Here is a 25,644-nt window from a genome sequence, read left to right as displayed (position 1 = left end):
AGGACACGAGAGTCCGGCGTTCGTGCCGGCCCGTCCTGTCCTGAGCGTTGAACTCGGGGTACCTGAACGTTCGACTCTCGGTACGCGAGCGTTCGACTCTCGCGTGTGTCCTGCGTTCAGGACGGGTGGTCAGCCCGCGAACGCGGTGGACGGCAGGCCTTCGCCCACGCCCGGGATCACCAGGACCGAACCGGCCAACTCGCTCAACGCGCCCTCGCTCAACCCGACGCGAGCGGTCGTCACGTAGAGGTCGGTGAAGTCGATGCCGCCGAAGCAGCACGCCGTCGGCTGGCCCACCGGGAGTTCGATCTCCATGTCCAACTCGCCGTCCGGCGTGTACCGGTGCACCGCCGCCCCACCCCACAACGCGACCCAGATCGCCCCGGACGAGTCCACCGTGAGGCCGTCCGGCAGCCCCCGCTGCACCTCGGCCAGCGGACGGCGGTGCGTCGCCTCACCGGTGTCGCGGTCGAAGTCGAGGACGTCGATCCGCCGTTCCGCCGAGTCGACGTAGTACATGCGCGTGGCGTCGGGGCTCCAGCCGATGCCGTTGCTCACGCTCACCTTGTCCAGCACGACCTTCGCGTCACCGCTGGGCTCCACGCGCGCCAGCCAGCCACCCGGCTCCTCGTCGTAGCGCATCGTCCCCGCCCACAGCCGACCCGCCGGGTCGACCGCCGCGTCGTTGCCCCGCACGCCGTCCCGCGCCCAGTAGACGAGCCACGTCTTGGCCCCGTCCCGGTCGATCAGGGCCACGCCGTCGCGCAGGTTCACCACCAGACCACCGCTGGACCGGGGCTTCGCCGCACCGACGTGCTGCGGCACTTCGAGGACCGCGTCGTCGTCACGCGACGGGTTGTAGCGGTGCACCTCGCTGCCGAGGATGTCCACCCAGAGCAGTGTTCCGCTGGCGTGGTCCCACGTGGGGGCCTCACCCAGCGCCGCTTCGGCCCGCACCGCCACTTCGATCGACACCGGCACAGCCTACGGTTACCCGCGGGGCCTCAACCCCTATCCCGCGGGTCGTCGGTTCGGGCACCACGAGTCACCCCTCTGATCACCGCGAACTCACCGCTCGACGCCCTGATCGACGCGTAGCCTGGAGCTGTGGACCCCACCGGCCCCTTCGCCTCACCGACGCCCGAGCCGGTGGTCGGCGCGCCCAAGCCGCCGAAGCCGGCCAGGCCCGCCAAGCCGTTGGCCAAGCGCGTCGTGCCGCCCAGGCCCGTGCTGTCGGCCGTGGTCGTGCTCGGCTTCGTCGGCCTGCTCTACGTGGTCGAGGGCATCGACACCGTCCTCGGCGGCCGGCTGAACGACGACGGCGTGATCCCGCGGGACTTCTCCGAGTGGGACAACATCATCTGGTTCCCGTTCCTGCACGGCGACTGGACGCACCTGACCGGCAACGCGGTGCCGCTGCTCGTCCTCGCCTACCTGGCGACCTCGGGCGGGATCAAGCAGTTCTTCCAGATCACCGCCGTCATCTGGCTGACCAGCGGCCTGGGTGTGTGGATCTTCGGCGCGTACGGCAGCCACATCGGCGCGTCCGGCCTCGTCTTCGGCTTCCTGGTCTTCCTGCTGGTGCGCGGCATCTTCGCGCGCAGTCCCCTCCAGATCGTGCTGGCCGTCGTCGTCTTCGCGATGTACGGCGCGGCGCTGTGGGGCGTGCTGCCCGGCCAGCCCGGCATCTCGTGGGAAGGCCACCTGTTCGGCGCGCTCGGCGGTGTCCTCGCGGCTTGGGGCGTCGCCCGAGATGCCAGGAAGAACGCCGGTACTACGCTCAACGCGTGACCGTTACCGCCGATTCGCCCATCGGGATCTTCGACTCCGGCGTCGGCGGGTTGACCGTCGCACGGGCGATCATGGACCAGCTGCCCGGCGAACGCATCCGGTACGTCGGCGACACGGCCAACTGCCCGTACGGCCCGCTGCCCATCGCCCAGGCGCGCAAGTTCGCCCTCGAAGTCACCGACCGGCTGGTCGCCGACGGCGCGAAGCTGCTGGTCATCGCCTGCAACACGGCCTCCGCGGCGTGCCTGCGCGACGCCCGTGAGCGTTACGACATCCCGGTGGTCGAGGTCGTGCTGCCCGCCGTGCGCCGGGCCGTCGCCACCACCCGCACCGGCAAGGTCGGCGTCATCGGCACGCTGGGCACCGTCACGTCCGGCGCGTACCAGGATGCGTTCGCCGCCGCCCGCGACATCGAGGTCACCGCGGTCCCGTGCCCGAGGTTCGTGGACTTCGTGGAACGCGGCATCACCTCCGGCCGCCAGGTCCTCGGCCTCGCCCAGGCCTACCTGGAACCGTTGCAGCGCGCCGAAGTCGACACCCTGGTCCTCGGCTGCACGCACTACCCGTTGCTGACCGGCGTGCTGCAGATCGTCATGGGCGACCGGGTGGCACTCGTCTCCAGCGCCGAGGAGACCGTCAAGGACGTCGTCAGGGTGCTGACGGAGCAGGACCTGTTCCGCACCGGCGACCCTGACCAGCGGTTCAGCTGTACCGGTCCGGTGGAGCCGTTCACCAGGCTCGCCCGCCGATTCCTGCCCGGCTTGGAAAAGGCGTCCTTCCAAGCCCACGGTTGACCTGGCACGCTTCCACGGGTGCTGTTGACCATCCTCGGCTGCTCGGGCAGCCTGCCGGGACCGCACGGGCCCGCATCCGGCTACCTCGTCGAGGCGGATGGCTGCCGGCTCGCGATCGAACTGGGCAGCGGTGTGCTGGCCTCGCTCCAGGCGCGCCACGACCTGTTCTCGTTGGACGCCCTGCTGTTCTCCCACCTGCACCCGGACCACTGCGGCGACTTCACCACGCTGGCCGTGACCCGCCGCTACCACACGCACCCGCCGTACGACACGCGGGAACGCAGGCTGCCCGTGCACGGGCCGTCCGAGACCGCGGACCGGTTAGCCCGCGCCTACGCGGAGACCGCCGAGGAACTGCTCACCACCGACCTGTCCGACGTGTTCGAGTTCCACATGCTGAGCGAGGATGCGGTGACCCGTATCGGGCCGTTCGAGATCACCGCCGTCCGGGTCGACCACCCCGCCGAGGCGTACGGGTTCCGCATAGCCACCAAGGGCGCGACGCTCGCGTACACGGGTGACACGGGGCCGTGCGACGCGTTGCGGACGTTGGCGGAGGGCGTGGACGTGCTGCTGTCCGAGGCGACGTGGACGCACGCCGACGACCGGCCGACCGGCAAGCACCTGTCCGGCGTGCAGGCGGGACGGGTGGCGGCGGAGGCCGGTGTCGGGCGGTTGCTGCTGACCCACATCGCGCCGTGGACCGATCGGGACGCCGTGCTGGCCGAGGCGCGCAGCCAGTTCACCGGGCCGGTGGAGGTGGTCGACCAGGGCGGCACGTACGTGGTTGACGAGCCGGTGGTCCGGGTAATCGGCGGCCATGGCAACTGATGTCGTCGAGCTGATCCTGGCGGACCACCGCAGGTTCGAGGAACTGTTCCGCGGCCTGCGCGACCGGAACTCCGACCGGTCGACGTTGTTGGCCGAGTTGGCCGCGCTGCTCGTCGCGCACGCCGAGGCCGAGGAGGCCGAGGTGTACCCGGCGCTCAAGCGGTACAAGGAGGTCGACAACGCCGAGGTCGACCACGGCGCCGAGGAGCACGCGGAGGGGCATCAGGCGCTGCTGGCGTTGATGGAGGTCGGCGACACCCAGTCCGACGAGTGGGAGAGCAAGCTGGAGGAGCTGGTCCAGGCGCTCAACCACCACGTGGACGAGGAGGAGCGCACGATCCTCAACGACGCGCGGCAGGAGGTGTCCGACTCGCGGCGCGACGAGCTGGGCCGGCTGTTCGTGGAGATCCGCAAGGACCGGTTGGACGACGACTGCGGTGACATCGCGTATGTGCGCAAGATCGCCGCCGCTACCGAGGACCGGATCGACTAACGTCGATGGCGTGTCGAACGTCGAGGTGCGTCTGGTCGGTCAGCACGATTTCGTGGCCACGAATGACCGGGGCGCCTCGGTGCGCGTCGGCCGCAAGGGTGCCGAGGGGTCGTTCACGCCCGTTGAGCTGCTGCTCGCGGCTGCGGCGGGTTGTGCGGCCGTGACGGCGGAGACCTTGATCACCAGGCGGGTCGACGGTGGTCTGGTGGCGCGTGCGGACGACGTGCGGCCTGCGGGTGCGCACGAGCTGGACACCGTTCCGGTGTCGCTCGACTACGACATCTCGCAGCTGGACGACGCCCAGCGCGCGGCTCTCGAAACGGCGGTGCGCCGCGCCATCGACCAGCTCTGCACCGTGACCCGCACCCTGAAAGCCGCCCCCAGCACCCCTCTAACCCTCCCCACCCCGTGAGTCCTACGTTCGCGCCGCGTGTGTCCTACGTTCGCGCCGCGTGTGTCCTACGTTCGGAACAAGATCGACTGACGTGAGTGTTGAACTCGGGGTACCTGAACGTAGGACACACGCGTTCCGAACGTAGGACACACGGGTTAGTTGGTGCCTACGCCGTCCCAGACTGCGGTGGAGCCGCTGTGTCCGATGCGGACGGTCTGGACGGTTGTGGCGGCGCCGGCGGCGATCACCAGGACCGCCACGACCACGGCGATCCGGCGCCACGTCTTGGGCACGGCCGAGTCCTCGGCGGCGGCGGTGCGTTCGCGGTCCGAGAGCCGGCCCGCGACCAGCATCGCCACGACCACCACGCCGAAGCCCAGCGCGAACGGCAGCAGGTCGTTGCCGAGGTCCGCGTGCCGCTGGATCAACGGGTTCTCCAGCGCGGCGAGCTGCGCGTACAGCTGGTCTCCCGCCCACTGGGCCAGCGGCACGGAGCCGACGCCCATCAGCGTGACGCCCAGCAGGGGCCACGCGTACTTCTGCCGCCAGCGCGGCACCACGGCCAACGCCGCCGCGCCCACCGCGGCCAGCGGGAGCAACACCACCACGGCGTGGACCAGGAGCGGGTGCGCTGGGAGACCGAAGATCGTCACCAGGTCGCTTGCGAAAGCCATGTCTCTCCTTACGCCGGTGGGTTGCTCCCGGGTTCAGCGACATAGGGTAGTGCCGTGCTGAGGACCGATGGCAGGAACGACGACGTACTCCGCGAAATTCGGATCACCCGCGGCTTCCAGCAGTGGCCCGCCGGGTCGGTGCTGATCGAGTTCGGCAACACCCGAGTGCTGTGCGCGGCCAGCGTGACCGAGGGCGTGCCACGGTGGCGCTCCGGCTCCGGCCTCGGCTGGGTGACCGCCGAATACGCGATGCTGCCGTCCGCCACGCACACCCGCAGTGACCGCGAGTCGGTGAAAGGCCGGATCGGGGGACGCACGCACGAGATCAGCCGCCTGATCGGGCGGTCGCTGCGCGCGTGCATCGACCTGGCCGCGCTCGGCGAGAACACGATCGTGATCGACTGCGACGTCATCCAGGCCGACGGCGGCACCCGGACCGCCGCGATCACCGGCGCGTACGTGGCCCTGGCCGACGCCGTCACGTGGCTCGGCGCGGCCGGCCGCCTGGCCGACCCCCAGCCGCTGTCGTGCGCCGTGTCGGCCGTGTCGGTCGGCGTCGTGGACGGACGCGTGCGCCTCGACCTGCCGTACGAAGAGGACTCGCGCGCCGAGGTCGACATGAACGTGGTGGCGACGGACGCCGGCACGTTGATCGAGGTCCAGGGCACCGGCGAGGGCGCCACGTTCGCGCGCTCGACGCTGGACAAGATGCTCGACGTGGCCCTGGAGGGTTGCGCGGAGCTCAACCGGCGCCAGGCCGAGGCGCTGGCCCTGCCGTACCCCGGCGTGCTGCCCGAGCCGAAGGCGAAGAAGAAGTGAAGCTGCTGCTCGCGTCGCGGAACAAGAAGAAGCTCGGCGAGCTGCGCCGGATCCTGCTGGCCGAGGGGCTGGCCGGGATCGAGGTGCTGGGTCTGGACGACGTGCCGCCGTTCCCGGAGGCGCCGGAGACCGACCCGACGTTCGAGGGCAACGCCCTGGCCAAGGCACGGGACGCGTTCAACGCCACCGGCCTGCCGTCGGTCGCGGACGACTCGGGCATCTCGATCGACGCCCTGAACGGCATGCCGGGTGTGCTGTCGGCCCGCTGGTCCGGCGCGCACGGCAACGACCAGGCCAACCTGGAGTTGGTGCTCGGCCAGCTGCGGGACGTGCCGGACGAGCGCCGTGGCGCGGCGTTCGTGTGCACGGCGGCGTTCGTGGCAGGTCCGGGCGCGGAGACCGTGGTGCGCGGCGAGTGGCGCGGCACGATCACCCGCGAGCCGCGCGGCGAGAACGGCTTCGGCTACGACCCGATCTTCCGTCCCGAGGGCCACGAGGTCACGTCGGCCGAGCTGACCCCGGACCAGAAGGACGAAATCTCCCACCGAGGCCGCGCCCTCCGTCTCCTCCTCCCGCATCTGCGGGAACTGGCTCAGGAGTGATAGCGGATCTTGCTCAGGAGTGATAGCGGATCTTGACGCCCGGCCCCAGGTCGTCCAGTCCGATGTAGCGGCTTGATCGGGACATCTGGAGCGTCACCGCCATGTCGCGCAGTGGGCGCAGGTCGATCAGATCCGGCTGCTGCCACGTGCCGAGGAAGACTTCTCGCAAGTGGTGGAGGCGAGCGATGGCGCCGAGGTTGCTGATCACGCGGCCGACCAGGACCAACCGACGCAGGTTCGGCAGGTGCTCTTCGATCCCGTCCAGGACCGCGGGAGACGTGTGCCATGCGAACCGGATTTCGTCCAGCTCGGGCAGCCTGCCGAGAGGTGCCAGGCTGATGCCCTCGGGCCAGCCGTTGAAACTCAGCTTCCGCAGGTTCTCCAGCGTGGCGATGCGGTCGACCTCGGCCGCCGGATCGATCCGGTCGAACGACAGGTAGATCAGGTGGGGTAGGTGTTGCAGGAAGCCCAGGTCGCGTGTGCCGGTGTTCTGGTGCCAGTCCAGATCGCGGAGGTTCGACAGGTTGCGAAGGGCCTCGACGTGGTCGAAGTCGTCCGCATCGGGCAGCGAGAGGCGGTTTAACGACGATTGTCCGGACAAGCGGTCGAAGATCGACGGTTCCGGGTACTCGTACCCAGAGCTCGGTGACGTGGGGAACGTTCTCGATGAAATGGAGATCACGCTGGGGGTTGTCGTGCGACAGCCTCACGTGGAGTTCCGCGAGGTTCCGCAATGCGGTCACGTGCGGTAGGAAACGATGGTTTTCCACCTTGAGCAAGCCGTTGACCAGAGGTGCGTCGGCCAGCACCTCATTGGCGTAGCGCTCCGGGTCGAAGTACTCCCACGCCTGCGCTAGTTGGGTCTGCACGCCCTTGCGCCCGTCCTGGGCGTACCGGGCCAGCCGGGGGATCGCCTCGGCGCTGCCGGTGAGCGCGACGGCACGGACGGTCGCGGCGGCTGCGGCGTCCGAGAGCCCGTCGAGGGTGTCCGGCAGGTAGCGCAGCACCCGGTGGCCGAGTGAGGCGAGTGACCGGGTCTCCTTCATGCTCCGCGGCGGCGCCAACCGTTCGCGGATCACGGTGTCGATGCGTTCGTGCACATCGGCGTCCACATCGGTCACCGTCTCCAGGCACGCCGCCGCCAGCAGCCGCAACCGGCGGGCGTACGGGGGCTCGTCGTCGGCCCGGTCGAGGATCTGGGTGAGCAGCGCCTTCGTCTGCGAACGCTTCCCGTGCCCGCACGCCATGACGATCGTCTCGCGCCACGTGTCGAGGTGCGCGTTGCCGGCCAACGTCTCCACGTGTTCCAGCTCGGTCGCCTCGCTCGCGGCCAGGTACTCCTGGAACGTGCGGTGCACGAAGTCCACCCGTCCGGGTACCGGTTCGCGGAGGACTCCGCTGCGTTCCAACAGGTGCGTCAGCACCGCATCGGCCCCGAGGTCCACTCCGGGCACGGAGCGGAGCTTGTGCGACACGAACTCGGTGGCCCGAGCGATGGGGAACTCGCTCCGGTTCCCCTGGATCAGCCGCCACGCCAGGTCGCGGAGCAGCACCGTCTTCTCGGTTCCGGTGAGCATCCCGGTGATCTGGCGTTCGGCGTCGCGCAGGTCCAGGAGCATCGTCAACGCCGCCCGGTACAGCTCCATCCGGCTTTGCGGCAGCTCCGAGCTCCGACCGAGGTTGAGCGCGCACAGCATCGCGCAGAGCAGTGGGCTGGCCGCCAACGCCCGCAGGTGCGGTCGGTTGCCCGACTGGCGCAGCAGTCGCCGTTCGGCTTCGGGGAGGTCTTCCGGCGCGCACGGCAGGGATTCCGCGTCCCGGGCGGCCTCGTGCCAGCGCCGCAGGAACACCCGGACGTCGTCCGGGCTCATCCGGTCGAGCAGCACCTTGCCCGATCCGGCCTCGCCACGCACCAGCGTGCGGTGGGCGTCGCCGATGGCCGCCTCGACCCGCAGCGAGCCGCCGCGCGCCTGGTCCGGGTCGCCGCCGAACCAGCGGTCCGCACCCGATCCCGGTGTCCGGCGGACCCCGCCGGTGACGCTCGGGCTCAGGTAGGCGACGCTCAACGCCAGCTTCGGGCGGTGGCGCATGGTCAGGCCGAGGAGTTCCAGGCGGTCCAGGGTGCCGGCGATGTAGCGCAGGTACTCGTCGCGGAACTCCTCGTCGGTGTCCGTGCCGGTCGGGGCGTGCAGGCTGGTGCGCGGCAGCCTCGACAGGACGTCTTCCAGCATCGCTGTCTGCAGCGAGGCGCGGTTGAGCACTTCGGCCAAAGCGCGTGGCTGGAACGCGGGCAGGTGGCGGATCACCTGGATCAGGTAGCGGCACGCCTGGTCCAGCGCGATCTCGTACAGGCGGGTCGCCTGCTCGGAGAGACCGGCGTCGCGGACCAGGGTGGCGCGCACCCGGCGGGCCAGCAGCTCCGGGTCGCCGTCGCCGCCGAGCAGTGCCTCGTCGGACAGGTCCAGCTCGGCCAGGCCGTCCACCACGGCGTCCATCGCCGCCCTGACCTCGAACGCCGGCAAGGACGCGAACTTGGCCGCGAGCAGGGGTTCGAGCTGGTCGCCCACCTGGTGGCCGATGCCCGTGATCAGGTGGTCGAGCTTGGCGCGTTGGCGGACCGACGACAGCTCCTCGGCGGCCAACTCGGCCAACGACGCCGTGCGGTCGCGCGACTTGCGCCGCCGTTCCAGCCACGACTTCGCGGCGTGCTGAGCCACGGCTTGGCCGATCTTGGCCGCAGCCGCCTCCAACCCCGTGATGGCGCCCTCCCCGTGCTCCCGGCGACAGGCTCGACCAGAGGAGGGCGTCCCGGCAATCGGGCGGAAGGGTGATCAGGCGGGCAGTTCGCGCAGCAGCTTGGCCACGTGGCCGGTCGCGCGGACGTTGTACAGGGCCTTCTTGATCTTGCCCTGGGGGTCGACCAGGAACGTCGAGCGGATCACGCCCATGACGGTCTTGCCGTAGTTCTGCTTCTCCCCGAACGCGCTCCACTCGGCCAGCACGGTGCGGTCCACGTCGGACAGCAGGGGGAAGTTCAGGCCCTCCGCCGCGGCGAACTTGGCCAGCTTCTCCGGCTTGTCCGGCGAGATGCCGACGACCTCGTAGCCCGAGGCCGCGAGGTCGCCGATGCTGTCGCGGAAGTCGCACGCCTGCTTCGTGCAGCCCGGCGTGCCCGCGGCCGGGTAGAAGTAGACGACCACGGAGCGGCCGAGGTAGTCGGAAAGCGAGACGGGCTTGCCCTCGCTGTCGGGCAGCGTGAACGCCGGGGCCTTGTCGCCCGGTGCCAGGCGCTTCTGCTCGGTCATGGACCCAGACGCTACAACCCGACCCCGACAAAGCCGGCGTCACCGGGTCAGGCGATGCCCTCGAACGTCGCGGTCGGCTCCTGGTTGGTGCCGTTCGGCTCGATCACGAGTTGCAGCCGCACCGGATCGGCGGGCACGGCGAACGCCAGCGTCAGCACGGTCTCCGCACCCGGCGCCACCTCCGTGACGGCGGCCGCTATCCCGTTCAGGCCCTGCACCGAGTCGCGCACCTCGGCCGCCGGCACGCCGTCGACCACCGCGCGCACGGCGAGTTGGCTGGTGCGGTAGGCGGTCTTGGTGCCGTTGACCAGGGTCAGGGTGAACACCGCGGTGCGCGGCGATTGCGGGAACGACGTGTCACTCGGCTTGAGCGAGCTGGGCGGCGACACCGTGACCGCCATGCCGTTGGCCCACACCCGCTGCGTGCCGAACGCGGTGAACGCCGACGCGGAGGACGCGTCGGCACCTTGTTCGACCACCGCGGACGGGGCCGTCGGCGTGGAAATGTCGGAGCGGTCCGCACATCCCGCCATGGCCAGGCCGAGGCAGACGCCGGCGGCCAGTCTGGCGATCTTCACGAACCTCCCCTTCCCGCCCCGGCGGTGGGCTTGACTGCGACTGCCACCACCATGACGGTGTCGGGGGGTGCTCGGGGACCGAACCAGGGCCTTGATTCGCACCTGGTGCCTGCCTGTGGCCAAGCCGTGATGACGCACGGCTGCCCACGTGGGCAGCGCCACACCGGGCGGCGCCCACGCGGGTCGACGGCGGCCGAGCGATCGGGCGGGTGATCCGCCCGGAAGTTGGGGAGCGCGTCGGGGGGCGTGCGCGCTCCACTCTGATCATCGCTGTCGGTGCGCCAACCGCTACACCTCTACTTCGGTCTTCACTCGTTTGGATGAACCCTGAACGGCTGAACGCTGCGCGATGTCCGCGAGGAGTTCATACGAACGGAGGCGGTCCGCCTGCTCGGCGACCATCGTCGTCACCATCAGCTCATCGGCCTTCGTGTCCTCCAGCAACCGCTCCAGCTCCGCCTCGACCGTCTTCGGCGATCCGATGATCTGCGACGCCAGCCGGTCCTCGAAGATCAGCCGCTCGACATCGTTGAACGGGTAGTCGGCGGCCTCCTGGTCGGTGGCCAGCGGAGCGGGCCGCCCGCTGCGCAGCTTGACGAACGCGAGCGCGCCCGGACCGGCGATCCGCTGGGCGTGCTCGTCGGTGTCCGCGACGATCACCGACGCGCAGACCAGCGCGTACGGTTCGCTCAGCCGTTCCGACGGCCGGAACCGCTCGCGGTACAGGGCCAGCGCGGGCAGCGTGTTCTCGGCGCTGAAGTGGTGGGCGAACGCGAACGGCAGCCCGAGCAGACCGGCGACCTGCGCGCTGTAGCCGCTGGACCCGAGCAGGAACACGTCCGGCTTGTTGCCCTCGGCCGGCATCGCGTTCAGCTCTTCGGTGCCGTTGAAGTACCCGGTCAGCTCGCTGAGCTGCTGCGGGAAGTCGTCCACCGACAACGGGCCGGTGGTGCGGCGCAACGCCTGCGCGGTGCGCTGGTCGGTGCCGGGCGCGCGGCCGATGCCGAGGTCGATGCGGCCGGGGTGCAGGGCGGACAGCGTGCCGAACTGCTCGGCCACCACCAGCGGCGGGTGGTTGGGCAGCATCACGCCGCCGGAGCCGACCCGGAGCGTGGTGGTGGCGTCGGCGACGTGGCCGATGAGGATCGCGGGGGAGGAGCTGGCGACACCGGGCATGTTGTGGTGCTCGGCCAGCCAGAACCGGGTGAAGCCGAGCTGTTCGACGTGTTGGGCAAGCTCGCGTGTGTACCGGAGGGCTGTTCGCGCGTCCGTCGCCGTGGTGACCGTGGCGAGGTCGAGTGCGGACAGCGGCACATCACGAAGTCGGCTCATGTCGGGGATCAACGCGGGCGATCCCCGATGCCTTCCGGGTGTGACCGGCGCAACGATCACCCGGGGAAGCGCCCCGGGCAACGCGGTGTTGGTCGGGGTATGGACGTGGTGGTCATCGGTGCTGGTCAGGCGGGGTTGTCCGCGGCCTACTTCCTCAAGCGCGCGAACCTCGACCACGTCGTGCTGGACGCCGACGCCGGGCCGGGCGGCGCGTGGCGGCACCGCTGGCCGACGCTGCGGATGGCCACCGTGCACGGCATCCACGACCTGCCGGGCATGCCGTTCGCCGAACCGGACCCGACCGCGCCCGCCAACGAGGTGCTGCCCGCCTACTTCGCCGACTTCGAGCGCCGCAGCGGCATCGCGGTGCAACGCCCGGTGCGTGTGCACGCCGTCCGCGACGACGGCGGCCTGCTGCGCGTCGAGACCGATCGCGGTGTCTGGGAGGCGGACGCCCTGGTCAACGCCACCGGCACGTGGACGCGCCCGTTCTGGCCCCGCTACCCCGGCCAGGAGCTGTTCCGGGGCCGCCAGCTGCACTCGTCGCAGTACCGGGGCCCGGAGGAGTTCGCCGGGCAGCACGTGGTCGTGGTCGGCGGCGGCACGTCCGCGGTCCAGCAGTTGCTGGAGATCGCGCGCCACGCCACCACGACGTGGGTGACCCGCCGTGAGCCGGAGTTCTCCGACGAGCCGTTCACGCCCGAACTGGGCCGTGCCGTGGTCGCCAAGGTGGAGGAACGCGTCCGCCAGGGCCTGCCGCCCCGCAGCGTGGTCAGCGTGACCGGCCTGAGCCTCACGCCGACTGTCCGCGAAGCCCTCAAGACCGGGGTCCTCGACCGTCGGCCGATGTTCGAGCGGATCACCGAGGACGGCGTGGTCTGGCCCGACGGCAGGCACGAGGAGGTCGACGCGATCGTGTGGGCGACCGGGTTCCGCGCCGCCCTCGACCACCTGGCCCCGCTGCACCTGCGTGCGCCCGGCGGCGGTATCCGGCTCGACGGCACCAGGGTCGTCGACGACCCGCGCGTGCACCTCGTCGGCTACGGACCGTCCGCCAGCACGGTCGGCGCCACGCGTGCGGGCCGTGCGGCGGCGAAGGAGATCAAGGAGTTGCTGTCCCGCCGACAGGCCGCCTGAGCACCTTTTGGGCCAGCAACCCCGCGCCGACGTTGAGCTTGTACCGCAGCACGTCGAGCCGCCCGACGTTGCGCCGCGACAGGAACTCCCGCGTGGCCGCCGCGTCGAAGAACCACGGGAACAGCGACGACGGGTCGTTGAACCCCTCCCACAGCTGCTCCGCGATGTCCTCCCGGTGCGCCGCGGCGATCATCACGTTCTTCTGCGCGTCGGTGAGCGGCGCCAGCAGCCCGTTGGAGAAGTCGTTGGCGTAGCGCCCGTTCGCCCACCACTCGTCGAACCGCCCGGTCAGCCACGAGGCGGTGAACGGCCCGCCGTGCGCGGTCAGCTCGTCGGCGAAGAACCGGGCCATCCGAGTGGCGTTGTTCGCGCCCTGGCCGGCCAGCGGGTCGTTGAGCACGACCGCGTCACCGAGGCCGAGCACGTGCCGACCGGACGGCAGCACGGCCACCGGTTTGCGCACCACCGGCACGATCTCGCCCTTGATCCACGTCACCGGGCTGGTCGGCCGCGCGGGTCGCAGGAACGCCGACTCGTGCGGCAGCAGCTCGTCCACCACGGCCTTGAGCACGTCCAGCCCCTCGTCGGCCGTGGTCACGTCGCGGAACCGGTCCGCCCGGCCGCCCGGCGCGGCCTCCACCACGATGCTGCGCGACTCGCCGACGTCCTTGTCGTGGAACGGGACCCAGAACATCTCCACGGTGCCCGGCAGGAACGAGAACACCCCTTCCCGGTGCTCGGGGCGGGCCGCCATGTCGTAGCCGTGGATGTTGATCATGAACAGCCTGCGCTGCGGCTCGGAGTGCACCGACCGCACCGGGTCCCGCTCGAACAGGCCGGTGAGCGACTTGCGCCCGGCCGTGACGACCACCAGGTCGTGCGTCGCGGCCAGCCGTTCCAGGTCGTCCACCGACACCGCGCCGATGACCACCGACGCGCCGCGCGCTTCGAGTTCCCGAAGACCGGAGGAGAACTTCAGCCGCTGGTCGACCGCCAACGCGGGCTTGCGCAGCGGCGCGTCGACGGAGAACGCCACCGCGCCGTCGTCTGTGAACAGGTCCAGGTGGATGCGCCGCATCCGGGACGCCTCGGGCCAGAAGTCGAGGCCCAGCTCAGCCTCGTATTCGACCTGGTCGCCGAAGAGGCAGGCGGTCGGTCTGCCGCGGTCGGAGAGGAGGTCGTCGGCCGTCCGGTCGGAGTAGAGCGATACCCGCCAACCGGCCCGTAACAGTGCCGCCGATAAGACCACACCCGCTTGGCCTGCGCCAACGACCGCGATTGTGCCCACCTGAAGATCCTTCGCAGAGGTTTGCGCGCTCGCCAATAGTGCGATCGGGTCGACTAGCCTCGACCGCGTGCACAGGGGGTTGCGCGTCGTTGTCGGACTTCTGCTCGGCTTCCTGACGGCGCTGGCGGACCTGCTCGTGGTGGTGTTCGCCCGGAAGGCCGCCGTCGCGGTGGCCCGGCTCGAACGGCGGCGGCTGCGGTCGTTCCTCGGGGTGGACAGCGCCGAGCCGACGCGTGCGCAGGCCGTGCGCTACTTGGCCGTCCGCGCGCCGGTCGGCCTGTTCGGCGGGTTCGTGCTGGCCTGGCTGTTCTACGGGCTGGCGATGGCCGGGGTGATCGCGGTCCGGCTGTTCAACGGGGGGATCGCGGACGGCTTGGACCGGGCGGACGACTGGGTCGAGTTCGCGTGGACCGGCGCGGTGGGCGTCGTCCTGCTGTACATCGAGATCCAGGGCATCATCGGCGTGGTCGCGCTGGAGGGGAAGGTCGCCCGGCGGTGGCTGGGCCCGAGCGAAGCCGAGCTGCTGCGCCTGCGCATCGACGAGTTGGCGTCCAGCCGGGCGGGCATCGTGGCGGCCGTGGACGCCGAGCGCCGGCGCATCGAACGCGACCTGCACGACGGCGTGCAGCAGCGGTTGGTCGCGCTGGGCATGCTGCTCGGCCGCGCCCGGCGCAACCCCGAGCACGTCGACACCCTGCTGGCCCAGGCGCACGAGGAGTCCCGGCACGTGCTGGAGGACCTGCGGGAGGTCGCCTGGCGGGTGTACCCGGCGGCGTTGGACTCGTTGGGCCTGGTCGAGGCGCTGGAGGCGGTGGCGGACCGGTCCGCGATCCCGGTGCGGATCACGTGCGCGCCGCTCGACGCCCCACCGCAGGTGGAGACGGCGGTGTACTTCGTGGTGTGCGAGGCGGTGACGAACGCCGCCAAGCACTCGGGTGCGACCATGATCGGCGTGGACATCACCGAGGACGCGGGCGCGGTGCGCGTGCGGGTCGTCGACGACGGCGTCGGGGGAGCGGACCCGAAGGGCGGGGGGCTGGCCGGCCTCTCACGGCGGGTGCTCGCGCTGGACGGCGCGTTCGACGTGACCAGCCCGGCAGGCGGTCCCACGGTGATCACCGCGGAGGTCCCGTGCGGGTGATCCTGGCCGAGGACTCGACGTTGCTGCGCGAGGGCCTGGTGCGGCTGCTGGTCGAGGAGGGCCACGACGTGCTGGCGGCCGTCGGCGACGCGGAAGCCCTGATCAGCGCGGTGGCGGCGCACCGGCCGGACGTCGTGGTGACCGACGTGCGGATGCCGCCGACGAACTCCGACGAGGGCATGAAGGCCGCGTTGGAGATCCGCCGGCGGTTCCCGGAGGTCGGCGTGCTGGTGCTGTCGCAGTACGTCGAGCAGCGCTACGCCGTCGACCTGCTCACCGAGCACGCCGACGGCGTCGGCTACCTGCTGAAGGACCGGGTGGTCCAGGTGGAGGAGTTCCTGGACGCGCTGCGCCGCGTCGGCGACGGTGACGTCGCGTTCGACCCGGAGGTGGTGCGGCGGCTGCTGGCCCGCACCAGCCACCCGTTGGACGTGCTCACCGAGCGGGAACGGCAGGTGCTGGCGCACATGGCCGAGGGGCACACGAACAACGCGATCGCGTCCCGGCTGCACGTGTCGCGCAGCGCGGTGGAGAAGCACATCAACTCGATCTTCGACAAGCTCGGTCTGTCCGATGTGGACGGGTACAGCCGGCGGGTGCTGGCGATCCTGCGCTACCTGCGCGCTTGAGCCTGTTCCGCCTCCTCGTCCTCGTCCTTCTTCCCGGTGAGCCGTGACACCACGAACCACCCCACGGCCAGCACCACCAAGCCCAGCACGACCTTCGACACGATCCCCATGTACTGCTCGACCAGGTGGTAGTTCGCGCCCAGGACGTACCCGGCGAGGATCAGCGCGGTGTTCCAGATCAGGCTGCCCGCCGCCGTCAGCAGCACGAACCCCGGCAACGGCATGCGCTCCACGCCCGCCGGGATGGAGATGAGGCTGCGGAAGATCGGCACCATCCGGCCGAAGAAGACCGTCGCCTTGCCGTGCCGGGCGAACCACTCCTCGCTGCGGTCCACATCGGACACCTTCACCAACGGCATCCGCCGCGCGATCGCCCTGATCCGGTCACGGCCCAGCACCGCGCCGACGTAGTACAGCGTGATCGCGCCGGCGACCGACCCGGTGGTGGTCCACAGGATCGCGGCGATCAGGCTCATCCCGCCCTGGCTGGCGGTGAAACCGGCCAGCGGCAGGAACAGCTCGCTGGGCAGGGGCGGGAACAGGTTCTCCAGCGCGATCGCGATCCCGGCGCCGGGTGCGCCGAGCGTTTCCATCAGGTCGGTGACCCACGAGACGACATCCATGATCTCCACGTTACGAACGCGCCGAGGCGACCACCATGAAGCCGACCGCACACCGGGGTGTGGAAAACCTCAGTGCTGCCTCTTGCCGGGCATTACCGGGCGCGTCGCCGTCCGGCGCGAGGTCGATGAACGCCTGGTAGTCGCGAATGGCGAGACCCGACAGCAGGACGTGGCCCACCCGCCGGTTCGGCGTCAGTTCGACGACTTCCTCCCTCGTGAGCGCTGTGCGGCCTCGGTTGTGGAATACCCGGACCTCGCCGACCCACTCACATCACCCTCACGCACCCCTGACCCACCCGAGAGTCGAACCCCCAGACCGCGAGAGTCCTACGTTCAGACCGCGTGTGTCCTACATTCAGAGCGCGTGTGTCCTACGTTCAAGTTGGGTGTGTCCTACGTTCAGGAACCCCGAATTCAACACTCAGAACAAGCGACCTGCGGAAACCACTAGGATCGGTCGACGTGAAACGGATCCCGGTGATCGTGGTCGCGGGGTTCCTCGGCTCCGGCAAGACCACGCTGCTCAACCACCTCCTCAGCGGCAGCCGCGGCACCCGGGTCGGCGTGGTGGTCAACGACTTCGGCGCCATCGGCATCGACGCGATGAGCGTGGCCGGACAGGTCGACTCCACGGTCTCCCTCAGCAACGGGTGCCTGTGCTGCGCGGTCGACGTCACCGAACTCGACGAGATGCTGGCCAAGCTCGACTCACTGGTCGACGTCATCGTGATCGAGGCCAGCGGCCTCGCCGAACCCCAGGCCATGGCACGCATGGTGCTCGCCAGTGAGAACCCGCGCCTGACCTACGGCGGCCTGGTCCTGCTGGTCGACGCGGCGGAGTTCCCGGACGACCTGGCCAAGCACCTGCGCGTGGCGGACCTGGTGGTGCTGAACAAGGTCGACCGCGTCGACGACCCGACGGCGTTGGCCGCGGAGATCGACCGGCTCAAGCCGGGCGTGCCCGTGGTCCTGTCGACGTTCGGCCGCGTCGACCCCGCCCTGCTGTTCGACCCACGGCCGCGTGAACAGATCGGCCAGCTGTCCTTCGAAGACCTGCTGGAAGAAGAGCACGACCACGTGCACTACGACAGCGTCGAGTTCACCGGGGAAGCCATGAACCCGGTGCGGCTCATGGCGTTCCTCGACACCCGACCGAAGGGCCTGTACCGGATCAAGGGCTTCGTGCGGTTCGACGTGCCCGGTCACCGGCAGCGGTTCGGCCTGCACACCGTCGGCGCGTTCCTGCGGTTCGAACGCTCGGCGTGGCAGGGACCCCGGCGCACCGAGCTGGTGCTGATCGGCACGGGCCTGGACGTCGACGCGATCCGCGCCGAGCTGGCCGCCTGCGTCGAACCGGACCCGTCCTCGGTGGACCCGCAGTCGATGCTGGAAGTCCTGCGCTACACGGCATGAGCGGCCCTCGGCGACGAACGCCGAGGGCCACCGGCGACGTGGGCTCGGAGAGACTCGAACTCTCACTGGCACGGACCTAAACCGTGTGCCTCTGCCAATTGGGCTACGAGCCCGTCGCCGCCAGCTTATCGGCAGGCCTCAACAGGCCGATGCCGAGGGACGCCACGCCCGCCGCCAGGCTCAGCGCACCGGCGTAGAGCAGCACGATCAGGCCGTTGGCCCTGGTCGCGCCCTCACCGAGCGCGGACAGGAAGAAGCCGGCCGGCATGAAGATCGCGGCGACCGGCACACCCAGCCGGGTGACCCACCCGAGCGGGCCGCGCAGGTTCGCCACGTCGGCGTAGAGCAGGCACACGAGGCCCAGGACCAGCAGCACACCGGCGTGGGCGTGCCCGGCGCGGAAGAACGACTGCTGGAACTCGGTCAGCTCCACCTCGCCCTGCACCACGGTGGTCATGAACCGACCGCCGAACTCGACGCCGACCAGGCTCAGCAACAGGATGCCCGCCAGTCGACGGGACGCGAGGGACAACCGGATGGCGGCCATGACGCTCCTCCCCTTGAATGGAAACAGCGTTATAGAACCATTGACCGGCCGGTCCGGTCAACGTCGTACCGGCGTCTGATCTACGGTTGTGCCCAGACCGCAGCTAGGAGGAGATGTGGCCCGCGATCCCGACACCATCCAGCGCGAGATCGAGCAGGCTCGCGACGCGCTGGCCGTGACCCTGGACGAGCTGGGGACCAGGGCGAATCCCCAGCGTTTCGTCGAGTCCGGCAAGGAGAGCGTGCGCGCGAAGCTCGACGAACCCAAGATCCGGTACTCGCTGATCGCGGTGGCCGTGCTCGTCGGGTTCGCCTTGCTGCGCAAGCTCTTCCGGTGACCTACTGCCCCTTGGCGACGAGGGGCAGCAGCACCTGATCCACCACGCGGTCCACGAAGGCGAGGTCCAGCGGATCCCCGGTGAGCATCAACCGGTAGATCAGCGCCGCGCCCGCGAGTTCGACCGCCATGCCGCGCGGCGCGTCCTGGCGCAGTTCGCCGCGTTCCTCGGCGCGCTCCAGGATGCGGCGCAGCACGTCGCGCTGGGCGATGAGGAACGTCTCGCGGAACGCCGTGGCCAGTTCCGGCTCGTGCGGCAGCTCGCCGACCAGCGCCTGCGCCGCCTTGCCGATCGGGCCGGACAGGAACGCGGCGAACGCGCTGAGGAACTCGCGCAGGTCGCCGCCGAGCGAGCCGGTGTCCGGCTCGGCCAGGTTCTGCTGCGCCAGCTGGGTGCACGTGTCGATCACCAGGTCGAGCTTGGACTCCCACCGCCGGTAGATCGTCGCCTTGCCCGCACGGGCGCGTGCCGCGACGGCGTCCATCGTCAACGCCCGGTAGCCGACCTCGGCCATCACCTCCAGCGCGGCTTGGCGCAACGCGTCGTCCCGGCTGGCGTCCCTCGGTCTGCCTCGCTGCGGGGTCCGTGTCGACCCGCTGTACACCGGTGTGGCCATCTTTGTGCTCTCCTGTCGCCTTTGGCCGGACATCCTAGGCCGGGGCGCCCGGAATCAGGCCTCGATCACCTGCTCATGAGTGGCGCTCGCTTCGGTTTCACCCGTTGCGGGTGGTGGCACGAGGCCCGCGCGGGTGTGCAGGTAGGCCACCGAGAACGCGAACGCGTCGCCGTTCAGCAGGTGCACGACAGCACGGTCGGTGCGCCCGACCGCGATCTCGTCCACCAGTTGGTCGGCCGCGAGTCTGGCCGCGATCAGGCCCGGTGCCGTCGCGTCGAGTCGCCTGCCGTCAGCGAGCACGGAAACCGCCCAATCGTCGCCGTCGCGCCGGTAGTTCGCGGTGATGGGGAGTGTGGACATACCTCGGCCTTTCGTCCGTCGTACTACCCATCTGACCGGCGATTCGGCCCGGATACGTCTTTCTTCCTTCTAACGAGTGACCGGCCGCCGGGTAGTGCGAAACCGGCTCGTGTTCGGCGGCGATCCGCGACACCTGGCGGACGGAATCCTCGTAGCCCGTCGGGGTGAAAAACGCGGGGGCACCTGGCGGGCTGTCCAGGCACGCCGTCGCGTTTCCGCAGGTCGGTCATGTCGCTCGGATGGCGTACCCGGTGGTTGTGCACGCACCGTACATGTTCGGTAACGCGGAGCTGCGGGTGTTCGATGGGCCATTCGGATCAACACCTTTGACCCCTGGGAGGTCCTGATGAATCGTCGAACGACCGCTGCCGTGTGCCTGGCGTTCGGGTTGTTGGTGGTGCCCGGCGTGGCGTTGGCCGATCCGCCGTGGCCGGTGCCGTTCCCGGCGTCGGACATCCCGGGGGTGTGGGGCAACCAAGGCCGGGGTGACGTGTGCAAATACCGTGGTGAACCTCCGTGTCACACCACGACGCCACCGAGGACCACCACGACCAAGCCGACGTACACGACCACGACGAAGCCTCACACCACGACGACGAAGCCTCACACCACGACGAAGCCGCCGCACATCACGACGACGAAGCCGACCTACACGACGACCACGACGCCGTCGACCGGCGGCACCACGTCGACCACCGCAACGACCACCACGACGACCGGCGTCTCCGGCACGTCCGCGACGTCCACCACCACGCGCGTCTCCGGCACCTCGGCCACCACGACCACCACGACCACCGCCGCGTTCACCAAGACCACCGTGCCCGGCGGTGCACTACCCGCGCGGCGCGTCTCGTCCGCGAACAACGCGCTGGCCAACACGGGCGCCACTCCGCTGTGGACCGGCATCGGCGGCCTGGGCGTGCTGCTCGCCGGCGCGGTGCTGCTGCTGTTCGCCCGCCGACGCCGCGCCTGACCGTGCCGCCGGTCCCCACCGCGCCATGACGCTCAAGGCGTGAGCCGGCTCGCCATGCCACGCCACACGACCTCCATGATGTACCCGGTCGCCTGCTCGGGCCCCACGTCGGGCCTGCCCTCGCACCACAGCGCCAACCGTTCGGCCGACCCCACGATGATCTCCGCGAACGCCTCGGCCTCGACCGGGTCCACACCGGACTCGAAGCTCGCGATCACGGCGGCGATCAGGTCGGTCTGCTGCCGCCGGATCCCCTCGACCTCCGTCACGGTCGACGGCACGGTGATCGCGGCCTCCTGTCGCAGCAACGCCCACGACTGCTTGTGCTCGGCGATGAACTCGAAGAACGCCATCAGGCCGTGCCGCATCGCCTCTTCCGGCCCTTCCACGCCGGTGAAGGCGCGGTGCGTGCGTTCGAGCAGTTCCGTTCGCGCCCGGTGGATGCACGCGATGAGCAGGCCCTCCTTGGAGCCGAAGTACTCGTAGAGCATCGGCTTGGACACCCCGACCTGTTCGGCGATCTCGTCCATGGACGCCGCCTGGTACCCGCGTTCGGCGAAGACCCCCTCGGCGATGTCGAGCATCTGCGCCATGCGCTGGGCCTTCGGCATGCGCCGACGGCGCGGCTCGGTGGAGGTCACGAAGTCGAGCCTACCGGAGGCTACCGAAGGTAACTTACTTCGAGTAACCTACTCGGGAGTATGTAGTCGGACGTTGGAGGACGGGTATGCACCGAGAGGTCGAAGTCCTGGTCGTCGGCACGGGCTTCTCCGGCCTCGGCATGGCGATCGAGCTGAAGCGCACCGGGGAACGCGACTTCGTCGTGCTGGAGAAGGCCGGCGACCTCGGTGGCACCTGGCGGGACAACTCGTACCCCGGCTGCGCCTGTGACGTCCCGTCGCACATGTACTCGTTCTCGTTCGAGCTGAACCCGCGCTGGTCGCGCATGTTCGCCCGGCAGCCGGAGATCTGGGACTACCTCAAGCGGGTGGCCGAGAAGTACGGGCTGCGCGAGCACATCCGGTTCAACAGCAAGGTGAGCGGCGCCCGTTGGGACGAGGACGAGAAGGTCTGGCACGTCACCACCGAGAACGGTGACACGTACACCGCGAAGTCCGTGGTGGCGGGCGTCGGCGCGCTGCACATCCCGAACATCCCGGCCTTGCCGGGCATCGGCGCGTTCAAGGGCAAGACGTTCCACTCCGCCGAGTGGGACCACGATTACGACCTCAAGGGCAAGAAGGTCGCCGTGGTCGGCACCGGCGCGAGCGCGATCCAGTTCGTGCCGCGGATCGCCGACGACGTCGCGCGGCTGACGTTGTTCCAGCGCACGCCGCCGTGGATCATGCCCAAGATCGACCGGGCCATCACCACGTGGGAGCAGAGGCTCTTCCGGGCGTTGCCCATCACCCAGCGGCTGTACCGGAACTTCGTGTACTGGGTGCGGGAGTCGAGCGCGCTGGGGTTCGCGGTGAACCCGAAGATCATGGAGTTCGCGCAGACCATCGCCAAGCGGCACATGCGCGCCCAGGTCGAGGACGAGGCGTTGCGGGCCAAGCTGACGCCCGACTACACCATGGGCTGCAAGCGGGTGCTGATCAGCAACGACTACTACCCGACGTTGAACAAGCCGAACGTGGACCTGGTGACGGACGGCATCGCCGAGGTGCGGGCGAATAGCGTCGTGGACCGGGCGGGCGTCGAGCACGAGGTCGACGTGATCATCTACGGCACCGGGTTCCACGTGGTCGACTCGTTCGACTACCTGGACGTCACCGGCAAGGGCGGGGTCGACCTGGCGAAGCAGTGGCGCGAGAAGGGCATCGAGACCTACTACGGCATCACCGTCTCGGGCTTCCCGAACCTGTTCTTCCTGCTCGGCCCGAACACCGGCCTGGGGCACAACTCGGTGGTGTTCATGATCGAGTCGCAGATCCGGTACGTCCGCCAGTGCCTGGAACTGCTCGACCGGCACCAGGCCGACGAGCTCGACGTGCGCCCCGACGTCCAGGCGCGCTTCAACCGCCGGTTGCAGCGCAAGCTGACCAAGGGCGTGTGGACCGAGGGCGGGTGCAAGAGCTGGTACCTCGACGCGCAGGGCGTCAACCGGACCGTGTGGCCCGGCTTCACGTGGTGTTACTGGATGCGCACCAAGACCGTGCGCGCTGAGGACTACACCCTGACCCGAGCCCGCCGCACCCGAGTCCCAGCCTGACCCGAGTGTTGAATTCACCCCACCTGGAGGTACGACTCTCGCGCTCTGAACGTAGGACTCTCGCGTGAGTCCTACGTTCAGGTTGCGAGAGTCCTGCGTTCGGAACGGGTGAATTCAACGCTCGGGACGGAAAGGGCAGGTCAGAGGGAGACGCCGGCGGCCTTGGCGCGTTCGGTGCGCAGGCGGGTCACGTCGGGGAGGTCGAGGGGGCCGGGCTTGGCGCCGGTGGCCCACTCGATCAGCAGGTCGGCGATCTGCGGGTTGCGCGGCAGCACGGGGCCGTGCAGGTAGGTGCACAGGATGCGGCCCTGCACCGCGCCCTCCACCGAACCGTCGTTGCCGGTGCCCACCTTGACGTGCGCCAAGGGCTGGGCGGACGGGCCCAGGACGGTGCGGCCCTGGTGGTTCTCGAACCCGGTCAGCAGGCCCTCGAAAAGACCGCCGGCGGGCGTGGCGATGACCTCACCGATGGCCCGGCTGCCCCCCGCGTGCGAAGTGGAGTCGATCAGCCCGAGACCGGGGTGGGTCACCTGGTCGGCCCTGGTGAACGACTCGCCGAAGATCTGGATCCCCGCACACACACCGAGGATCACCGCGCCACGGGCAGCCGCACGTTGCATACCGGGGTGGTCCCGCAGGTGCCGCACGGCCAGCGTCTGCGCCGTGTCCTCACCGCCGCCGACGACGTAGATGTCGCACGACTCCGGCACCGGCTCACCGAACCGGATGTTGACGATCTCGGCGGGGATGCCCCGCCACGTCATCCGCTTCTCCAGCACCACCGCGTTGCCGAAATCGCCGTACGTGCCCAGCAGGTCGGGCAGGACGAGGGCGATCTGAACCTTGTTCGTGCTCACTGGGCGGCCCTCGCGTTCAGGTCGCGGAATGCGGTGTAGTTGGCGATCACCTCGACCGGGCCCGGCGGCATGGCGTCGATCGCCAGCAGCGGGTCCGGCACGATCGTGTGCTCGACCTCCGCGTAGGTCAACCGGACGGCCAGGTCCGTCGCCCGCTCACCGGACGCGATGACCTGCCGCCCGCGCAGCCGCTCGAACGGCACGTCCCACAGCCACGACAGGTCACGCCCGTCGGCCTCGTGCGCGTTGATCACGAGCACCGCCGGGTGGTCGGCCTCGCGCACGACGGTCAGCGTCTCGCTCCACCCGGCCGGGTTCTTCGACAGCAGCAGCCGGGCCCGGTGCCCGGACCGCTGGATCGTCCGGTACCGACCGGCCACGTTGGACACCGCGCGCAACCGCTGCACGGCCTCCTCCACCGGCACGCCCAGCGCCGCCGCGGCGGCTGTGGCCATCACCGCGTTCGCCTGGTTGAACTTGCCCGGCAGCCGGAGCGACAGCTCGACCTTCACGCCGTTGGGCGCGACCAGGTACCCGTCACCGGTCACCCACTGGGGGCGCGGCCGGGCCAGGTCGCACCCGGTGCAGAACCAGTGCTCGCCTTCCCACCGGATCGGGTCGCCGCAGCGCGGGCACGAGGCGGCGTCGTTGTGCCAGCCCGTCCCGGTGGCGACCCACACCACGTTGGCCGAGTCACGGGCCGCGGACGTCACCATGATGTCGTCGCAGTTGGCCACCACGACCCCGGTCACCGACGCCAGCGCCGTGCGCAGCGACTTCTCGATGGTGCGCACCTCGCCGACCCGGTCGAGCTGGTCGCGGCTGAGGTTCAGCAGCACCGCCACGGCCGGTGACGCGGCCCGCACGACCTCGGGGAAGTACCCCTCGTCGACCTCCAGCACCGCGTACGGCGCGTCGGGCTGCTTGGACAGCGCGGTCACGTGCCCGTCGGGCATGTTCGCGCCGCCGTGGTTCGTGGCGACCTCGCCCAGGAACGACACGGCGCGGCTGAGCATCATCGTGCTGGTGGTCTTGCCGTTGGTGCCGGTCACCAGCGCGACCGAGCGACCGGACGTCAAGTGCGCCAACGCCTGCGGGTCGAGCCGCAGCGCGACCCGGCCGCCGATCATGCCACCGGCGCCCAGACCCATCTTCTGCGACAGCTTGGAGCTCATGTTGCCCAGTCGCACGGCGGCCGCGGTGCGCAGCGGCAGGCGGGCTGGGTCTGCACCTGGAGTGTTCGGCAAGCGACTTCCTGCACGGTCAGAGGAGGGGAGAGGTCCCCCGATGCTACCGGGATCGGTGGTCGTCCAACTCCCGCAGGGTCCTGATCAGGTCCACTGTGCTGAGCTGGCACAACTGGGCCATGTACTCCAACGCGGGCAGGTCGAGGTGCACCTCGGGCGGTTGGCCGGGCACGAGGTGCGCGAGCCTGCCCTGCGCCCAGCGGCGCAGCGGCAGCAGTTGCGGTCGCGTGTCGGCGACGACCGCGGCGAGGTCGACCGAGAGGTGCCCGGCCGGCGCGTCCCCGAACACGCGTTCGTGCACACGTGCGAGTACCTGGTGCGCGGGCACACCCAGCGCAACACAGATCTCCACCAGCCGGACCACCGAGCACTGGCGGGTGCCCAGTTCGTAGGTGGCCAGCGTTTGCAGCGAGATTTCGCTCTGCAGCCGGCGGTTGAGCTCCTTGCGGGTCCATCCGCGCTGCTTGCGAAGGCTGCGGAGCTCATCACCGAGCACGCGTTGGTACGCCGCTGTGTCGATCTGCACCGTCAAGTCCTCCAGTCCGCCGGGGCCCCGACAGACCCCACGGAGATGGAAAGCGCGACATGCCGATCGATTACGCGAGAAGTCCGATTTATCGCCCGATTGGGCTATACGAGTGGTACGGA

The 25,644-nt window shown here is 70.0% G+C and carries 29 protein-coding genes and 1 tRNA gene; 14 read left to right on the top strand and 16 right to left on the bottom strand.

The genetic code is table 11. The features are described from left to right. Positions 1-129: 129 nt before the first annotated feature. The gene (locus FM051_RS22495) at positions 130-975 is read right to left on the bottom strand and encodes an SMP-30/gluconolactonase/LRE family protein (RefSeq protein ID WP_338019491.1); all 846 of its coding nucleotides are present in this window, start codon (positions 973-975) and stop codon (positions 130-132) included. Between the two features lie 132 nt (positions 976-1,107). On the opposite strand from FM051_RS22495, the gene FM051_RS22490 reads away from it, so the two are divergent. Genes FM051_RS22490 through FM051_RS22470 form a run of 5 tightly spaced genes read left to right on the top strand, consistent with a single transcriptional unit; the run spans position 1,108 to position 4,321 of the window. Continuing rightward, positions 1,108-1,791, top strand: a complete 684-nt coding sequence (locus FM051_RS22490; RefSeq protein WP_420803617.1) for a rhomboid family intramembrane serine protease — start codon at positions 1,108-1,110, stop codon at positions 1,789-1,791. Beyond that, the gene (gene murI, locus FM051_RS22485; protein ID WP_158846489.1) at positions 1,788-2,585 is read left to right on the top strand and encodes a glutamate racemase; all 798 of its coding nucleotides are present in this window, start codon (positions 1,788-1,790) and stop codon (positions 2,583-2,585) included. The genes FM051_RS22490 and murI overlap by 4 nt, the downstream gene beginning before the upstream one ends. 18 nt (positions 2,586-2,603) lie before the next feature. After that, a complete protein-coding gene (locus FM051_RS22480; RefSeq protein ID WP_158846487.1) occupies positions 2,604-3,416 on the top strand; it encodes an MBL fold metallo-hydrolase in 813 nt (270 codons plus the stop codon). Continuing rightward, on the top strand, positions 3,406-3,909 hold the full coding sequence (locus FM051_RS22475) for a hemerythrin domain-containing protein (protein ID WP_158846485.1): 504 nt from the start codon (positions 3,406-3,408) through the stop codon (positions 3,907-3,909). The genes FM051_RS22480 and FM051_RS22475 overlap by 11 nt, the downstream gene beginning before the upstream one ends. A 10-nt stretch (positions 3,910-3,919) precedes the next feature. Then, positions 3,920-4,321, top strand: a complete 402-nt coding sequence (locus FM051_RS22470) for an OsmC family protein (protein ID WP_238412570.1) — start codon at positions 3,920-3,922, stop codon at positions 4,319-4,321. A gap of 137 nt (positions 4,322-4,458) precedes the next feature. Here the strand turns inward: FM051_RS22470 and FM051_RS22465 are convergent, their stop codons facing one another. Further along, a complete protein-coding gene (locus tag FM051_RS22465) occupies positions 4,459-4,977 on the bottom strand; it encodes a DUF2231 domain-containing protein (protein WP_158846481.1) in 519 nt (172 codons plus the stop codon). Positions 4,978-5,031: 54 nt separating this feature from the next. Between FM051_RS22465 and rph the strand changes: the two genes are divergently transcribed. Then, entirely contained in the window at positions 5,032-5,796 is a 765-nt protein-coding gene (gene rph, locus FM051_RS22460) for a ribonuclease PH (RefSeq protein ID WP_158846479.1), read from the top strand. Further along, entirely contained in the window at positions 5,793-6,398 is a 606-nt protein-coding gene (gene rdgB, locus FM051_RS22455) for an RdgB/HAM1 family non-canonical purine NTP pyrophosphatase (protein WP_158846477.1), read from the top strand. Before rph ends, rdgB begins: the two co-directional genes overlap by 4 nt. On the opposite strand, the gene FM051_RS22450 is transcribed toward rdgB, so the two are convergent. The 4 genes from FM051_RS22450 to FM051_RS22435 all read right to left on the bottom strand — a co-directional run bounded on the left by FM051_RS22450 (position 6,389) and on the right by FM051_RS22435 (position 11,613). Then, positions 6,389-9,148 carry an NACHT domain-containing protein gene (locus FM051_RS22450; protein ID WP_420803616.1) on the bottom strand — a complete coding sequence of 920 codons (2,760 nt, stop codon included), beginning with the start codon at positions 9,146-9,148 and terminating at the stop codon, positions 6,389-6,391. The two genes, rdgB and FM051_RS22450, sit on opposite strands and share 10 nt — an antisense overlap. 81 nt (positions 9,149-9,229) lie before the next feature. Beyond that, entirely contained in the window at positions 9,230-9,703 is a 474-nt protein-coding gene (gene bcp / locus FM051_RS22445; protein WP_158846473.1) for a thioredoxin-dependent thiol peroxidase, read from the bottom strand. A gap of 47 nt (positions 9,704-9,750) precedes the next feature. Further along, the gene (locus FM051_RS22440) at positions 9,751-10,281 is read right to left on the bottom strand and encodes a hypothetical protein (protein ID WP_158846471.1); all 531 of its coding nucleotides are present in this window, start codon (positions 10,279-10,281) and stop codon (positions 9,751-9,753) included. A 288-nt stretch (positions 10,282-10,569) separates the two neighbouring features. After that, complete coding sequence (locus FM051_RS22435) at positions 10,570-11,613, bottom strand: LLM class flavin-dependent oxidoreductase (protein ID WP_158846469.1); 1,044 nt, start codon at positions 11,611-11,613, stop codon at positions 10,570-10,572. A 99-nt stretch (positions 11,614-11,712) separates the two neighbouring features. On the opposite strand from FM051_RS22435, the gene FM051_RS22430 reads away from it, so the two are divergent. Then, entirely contained in the window at positions 11,713-12,750 is a 1,038-nt protein-coding gene (locus tag FM051_RS22430; RefSeq protein ID WP_158846467.1) for an FAD-dependent oxidoreductase, read from the top strand. Here FM051_RS22430 and FM051_RS22425 read toward each other — a convergent pair. Further along, entirely contained in the window at positions 12,716-14,038 is a 1,323-nt protein-coding gene (locus tag FM051_RS22425; protein ID WP_158846465.1) for a styrene monooxygenase/indole monooxygenase family protein, read from the bottom strand. The genes FM051_RS22430 and FM051_RS22425 overlap by 35 nt on opposite strands. A gap of 67 nt (positions 14,039-14,105) precedes the next feature. Here FM051_RS22425 and FM051_RS22420 point away from each other — a divergent pair, with 67 nt between their 5' ends. Then, positions 14,106-15,179 carry a sensor histidine kinase gene (locus FM051_RS22420; protein WP_158846463.1) on the top strand — a complete coding sequence of 358 codons (1,074 nt, stop codon included), beginning with the start codon at positions 14,106-14,108 and terminating at the stop codon, positions 15,177-15,179. Further along, positions 15,170-15,808 (top strand): response regulator transcription factor, encoded by a 639-nt coding sequence (locus tag FM051_RS22415; protein WP_158846461.1) that lies wholly within the window; start codon positions 15,170-15,172, stop codon positions 15,806-15,808. The genes FM051_RS22420 and FM051_RS22415 overlap by 10 nt, the downstream gene beginning before the upstream one ends. Here FM051_RS22415 and FM051_RS22410 read toward each other — a convergent pair. Continuing rightward, positions 15,793-16,431 carry a DedA family protein gene (locus tag FM051_RS22410; RefSeq protein ID WP_158846459.1) on the bottom strand — a complete coding sequence of 213 codons (639 nt, stop codon included), beginning with the start codon at positions 16,429-16,431 and terminating at the stop codon, positions 15,793-15,795. The genes FM051_RS22415 and FM051_RS22410 overlap by 16 nt on opposite strands. A gap of 462 nt (positions 16,432-16,893) precedes the next feature. Here FM051_RS22410 and FM051_RS22405 point away from each other — a divergent pair, with 462 nt between their 5' ends. Then, positions 16,894-17,844 (top strand): CobW family GTP-binding protein, encoded by a 951-nt coding sequence (locus FM051_RS22405; RefSeq protein WP_158846457.1) that lies wholly within the window; start codon positions 16,894-16,896, stop codon positions 17,842-17,844. 39 nt (positions 17,845-17,883) lie between these two features. Here FM051_RS22405 and FM051_RS22400 read toward each other — a convergent pair. After that, positions 17,884-17,957 (bottom strand) — tRNA-Leu (locus tag FM051_RS22400). Next, positions 17,948-18,391 carry a hypothetical protein gene (locus FM051_RS22395; protein WP_158846455.1) on the bottom strand — a complete coding sequence of 148 codons (444 nt, stop codon included), beginning with the start codon at positions 18,389-18,391 and terminating at the stop codon, positions 17,948-17,950. Before FM051_RS22395 ends, FM051_RS22400 begins: the two co-directional genes overlap by 10 nt. Positions 18,392-18,506: 115 nt before the next feature. Here FM051_RS22395 and FM051_RS22390 point away from each other — a divergent pair, with 115 nt between their 5' ends. Then, entirely contained in the window at positions 18,507-18,728 is a 222-nt protein-coding gene (locus FM051_RS22390) for a DUF3618 domain-containing protein (RefSeq protein ID WP_033438423.1), read from the top strand. Between the two features lies 1 nt (position 18,729). Here FM051_RS22390 and FM051_RS22385 read toward each other — a convergent pair whose 3' ends face one another. Together FM051_RS22385 and FM051_RS22380 are read right to left on the bottom strand one after the other, a co-directional pair. Then, positions 18,730-19,344, bottom strand: a complete 615-nt coding sequence (locus FM051_RS22385; RefSeq protein WP_158846453.1) for a TetR/AcrR family transcriptional regulator — start codon at positions 19,342-19,344, stop codon at positions 18,730-18,732. Between the two features lie 54 nt (positions 19,345-19,398). Continuing rightward, the gene (locus FM051_RS22380; RefSeq protein ID WP_158846451.1) at positions 19,399-19,704 is read right to left on the bottom strand and encodes a hypothetical protein; all 306 of its coding nucleotides are present in this window, start codon (positions 19,702-19,704) and stop codon (positions 19,399-19,401) included. Between the two features lie 346 nt (positions 19,705-20,050). Between FM051_RS22380 and FM051_RS22375 the strand changes: the two genes are divergently transcribed. Then, complete coding sequence (locus tag FM051_RS22375) at positions 20,051-20,677, top strand: LPXTG cell wall anchor domain-containing protein (RefSeq protein ID WP_158846450.1); 627 nt, start codon at positions 20,051-20,053, stop codon at positions 20,675-20,677. 32 nt (positions 20,678-20,709) lie between these two features. Here FM051_RS22375 and FM051_RS22370 read toward each other — a convergent pair whose 3' ends face one another. Then, positions 20,710-21,318 (bottom strand): TetR/AcrR family transcriptional regulator, encoded by a 609-nt coding sequence (locus FM051_RS22370; RefSeq protein WP_238412569.1) that lies wholly within the window; start codon positions 21,316-21,318, stop codon positions 20,710-20,712. 86 nt (positions 21,319-21,404) lie between these two features. On the opposite strand from FM051_RS22370, the gene FM051_RS22365 reads away from it, so the two are divergent. Further along, positions 21,405-22,892 (top strand): flavin-containing monooxygenase, encoded by a 1,488-nt coding sequence (locus FM051_RS22365; RefSeq protein WP_158846448.1) that lies wholly within the window; start codon positions 21,405-21,407, stop codon positions 22,890-22,892. A 140-nt stretch (positions 22,893-23,032) separates the two neighbouring features. Here the strand turns inward: FM051_RS22365 and FM051_RS22360 are convergent, their stop codons facing one another. Genes FM051_RS22360 through FM051_RS22350 form a run of 3 tightly spaced genes read right to left on the bottom strand, consistent with a single transcriptional unit; the run spans position 23,033 to position 25,522 of the window. Next, complete coding sequence (locus FM051_RS22360; protein WP_158846446.1) at positions 23,033-23,749, bottom strand: type 1 glutamine amidotransferase; 717 nt, start codon at positions 23,747-23,749, stop codon at positions 23,033-23,035. Beyond that, a complete protein-coding gene (locus FM051_RS22355; RefSeq protein ID WP_158846444.1) occupies positions 23,746-24,996 on the bottom strand; it encodes a MurT ligase domain-containing protein in 1,251 nt (416 codons plus the stop codon). The genes FM051_RS22360 and FM051_RS22355 overlap by 4 nt, the downstream gene beginning before the upstream one ends. Before the next feature lie 43 nt (positions 24,997-25,039). Next, positions 25,040-25,522: a helix-turn-helix domain-containing protein gene (locus tag FM051_RS22350; protein ID WP_158846442.1), complete on the bottom strand. Its 483-nt coding sequence runs from the start codon at positions 25,520-25,522 to the stop codon at positions 25,040-25,042. Between the last annotated feature and the right edge of the window lie 122 nt (positions 25,523-25,644).

This window comes from Saccharothrix deserti (assembly GCF_009769385.1).
Classification (GTDB): Bacteria; Actinomycetota; Actinomycetes; order Mycobacteriales; family Pseudonocardiaceae; genus Actinosynnema; species Actinosynnema deserti.
Note: the sequence above shows the minus strand (reverse complement) of the source record. Positions and strands in the feature narration are given on the sequence as shown.

What these genes read in the sequence shown, in the direction of transcription:
- FM051_RS22475 (WP_158846485.1), top strand. Translation starts at nt 3,406, where the DNA reads ATGGCAACTGATGTCGTCGAGCTGATCCTGGCGGACCACCGCAGGTTC.
- FM051_RS22465 (WP_158846481.1), bottom strand. Translation starts at nt 4,977, where the DNA reads ATGGCTTTCGCAAGCGACCTGGTGACGATCTTCGGTCTCCCAGCGCAC.
- bcp (WP_158846473.1), bottom strand. Translation starts at nt 9,703, where the DNA reads ATGACCGAGCAGAAGCGCCTGGCACCGGGCGACAAGGCCCCGGCGTTC.
- FM051_RS22435 (WP_158846469.1), bottom strand. Translation starts at nt 11,613, where the DNA reads ATGAGCCGACTTCGTGATGTGCCGCTGTCCGCACTCGACCTCGCCACG.
- FM051_RS22430 (WP_158846467.1), top strand. Translation starts at nt 11,713, where the DNA reads ATGGACGTGGTGGTCATCGGTGCTGGTCAGGCGGGGTTGTCCGCGGCC.
- FM051_RS22410 (WP_158846459.1), bottom strand. Translation starts at nt 16,431, where the DNA reads ATGGATGTCGTCTCGTGGGTCACCGACCTGATGGAAACGCTCGGCGCA.
- FM051_RS22395 (WP_158846455.1), bottom strand. Translation starts at nt 18,391, where the DNA reads ATGGCCGCCATCCGGTTGTCCCTCGCGTCCCGTCGACTGGCGGGCATC.
- FM051_RS22385 (WP_158846453.1), bottom strand. Translation starts at nt 19,344, where the DNA reads ATGGCCACACCGGTGTACAGCGGGTCGACACGGACCCCGCAGCGAGGC.
- FM051_RS22380 (WP_158846451.1), bottom strand. Translation starts at nt 19,704, where the DNA reads ATGTCCACACTCCCCATCACCGCGAACTACCGGCGCGACGGCGACGAT.
- FM051_RS22375 (WP_158846450.1), top strand. Translation starts at nt 20,051, where the DNA reads ATGAATCGTCGAACGACCGCTGCCGTGTGCCTGGCGTTCGGGTTGTTG.
- FM051_RS22365 (WP_158846448.1), top strand. Translation starts at nt 21,405, where the DNA reads ATGCACCGAGAGGTCGAAGTCCTGGTCGTCGGCACGGGCTTCTCCGGC.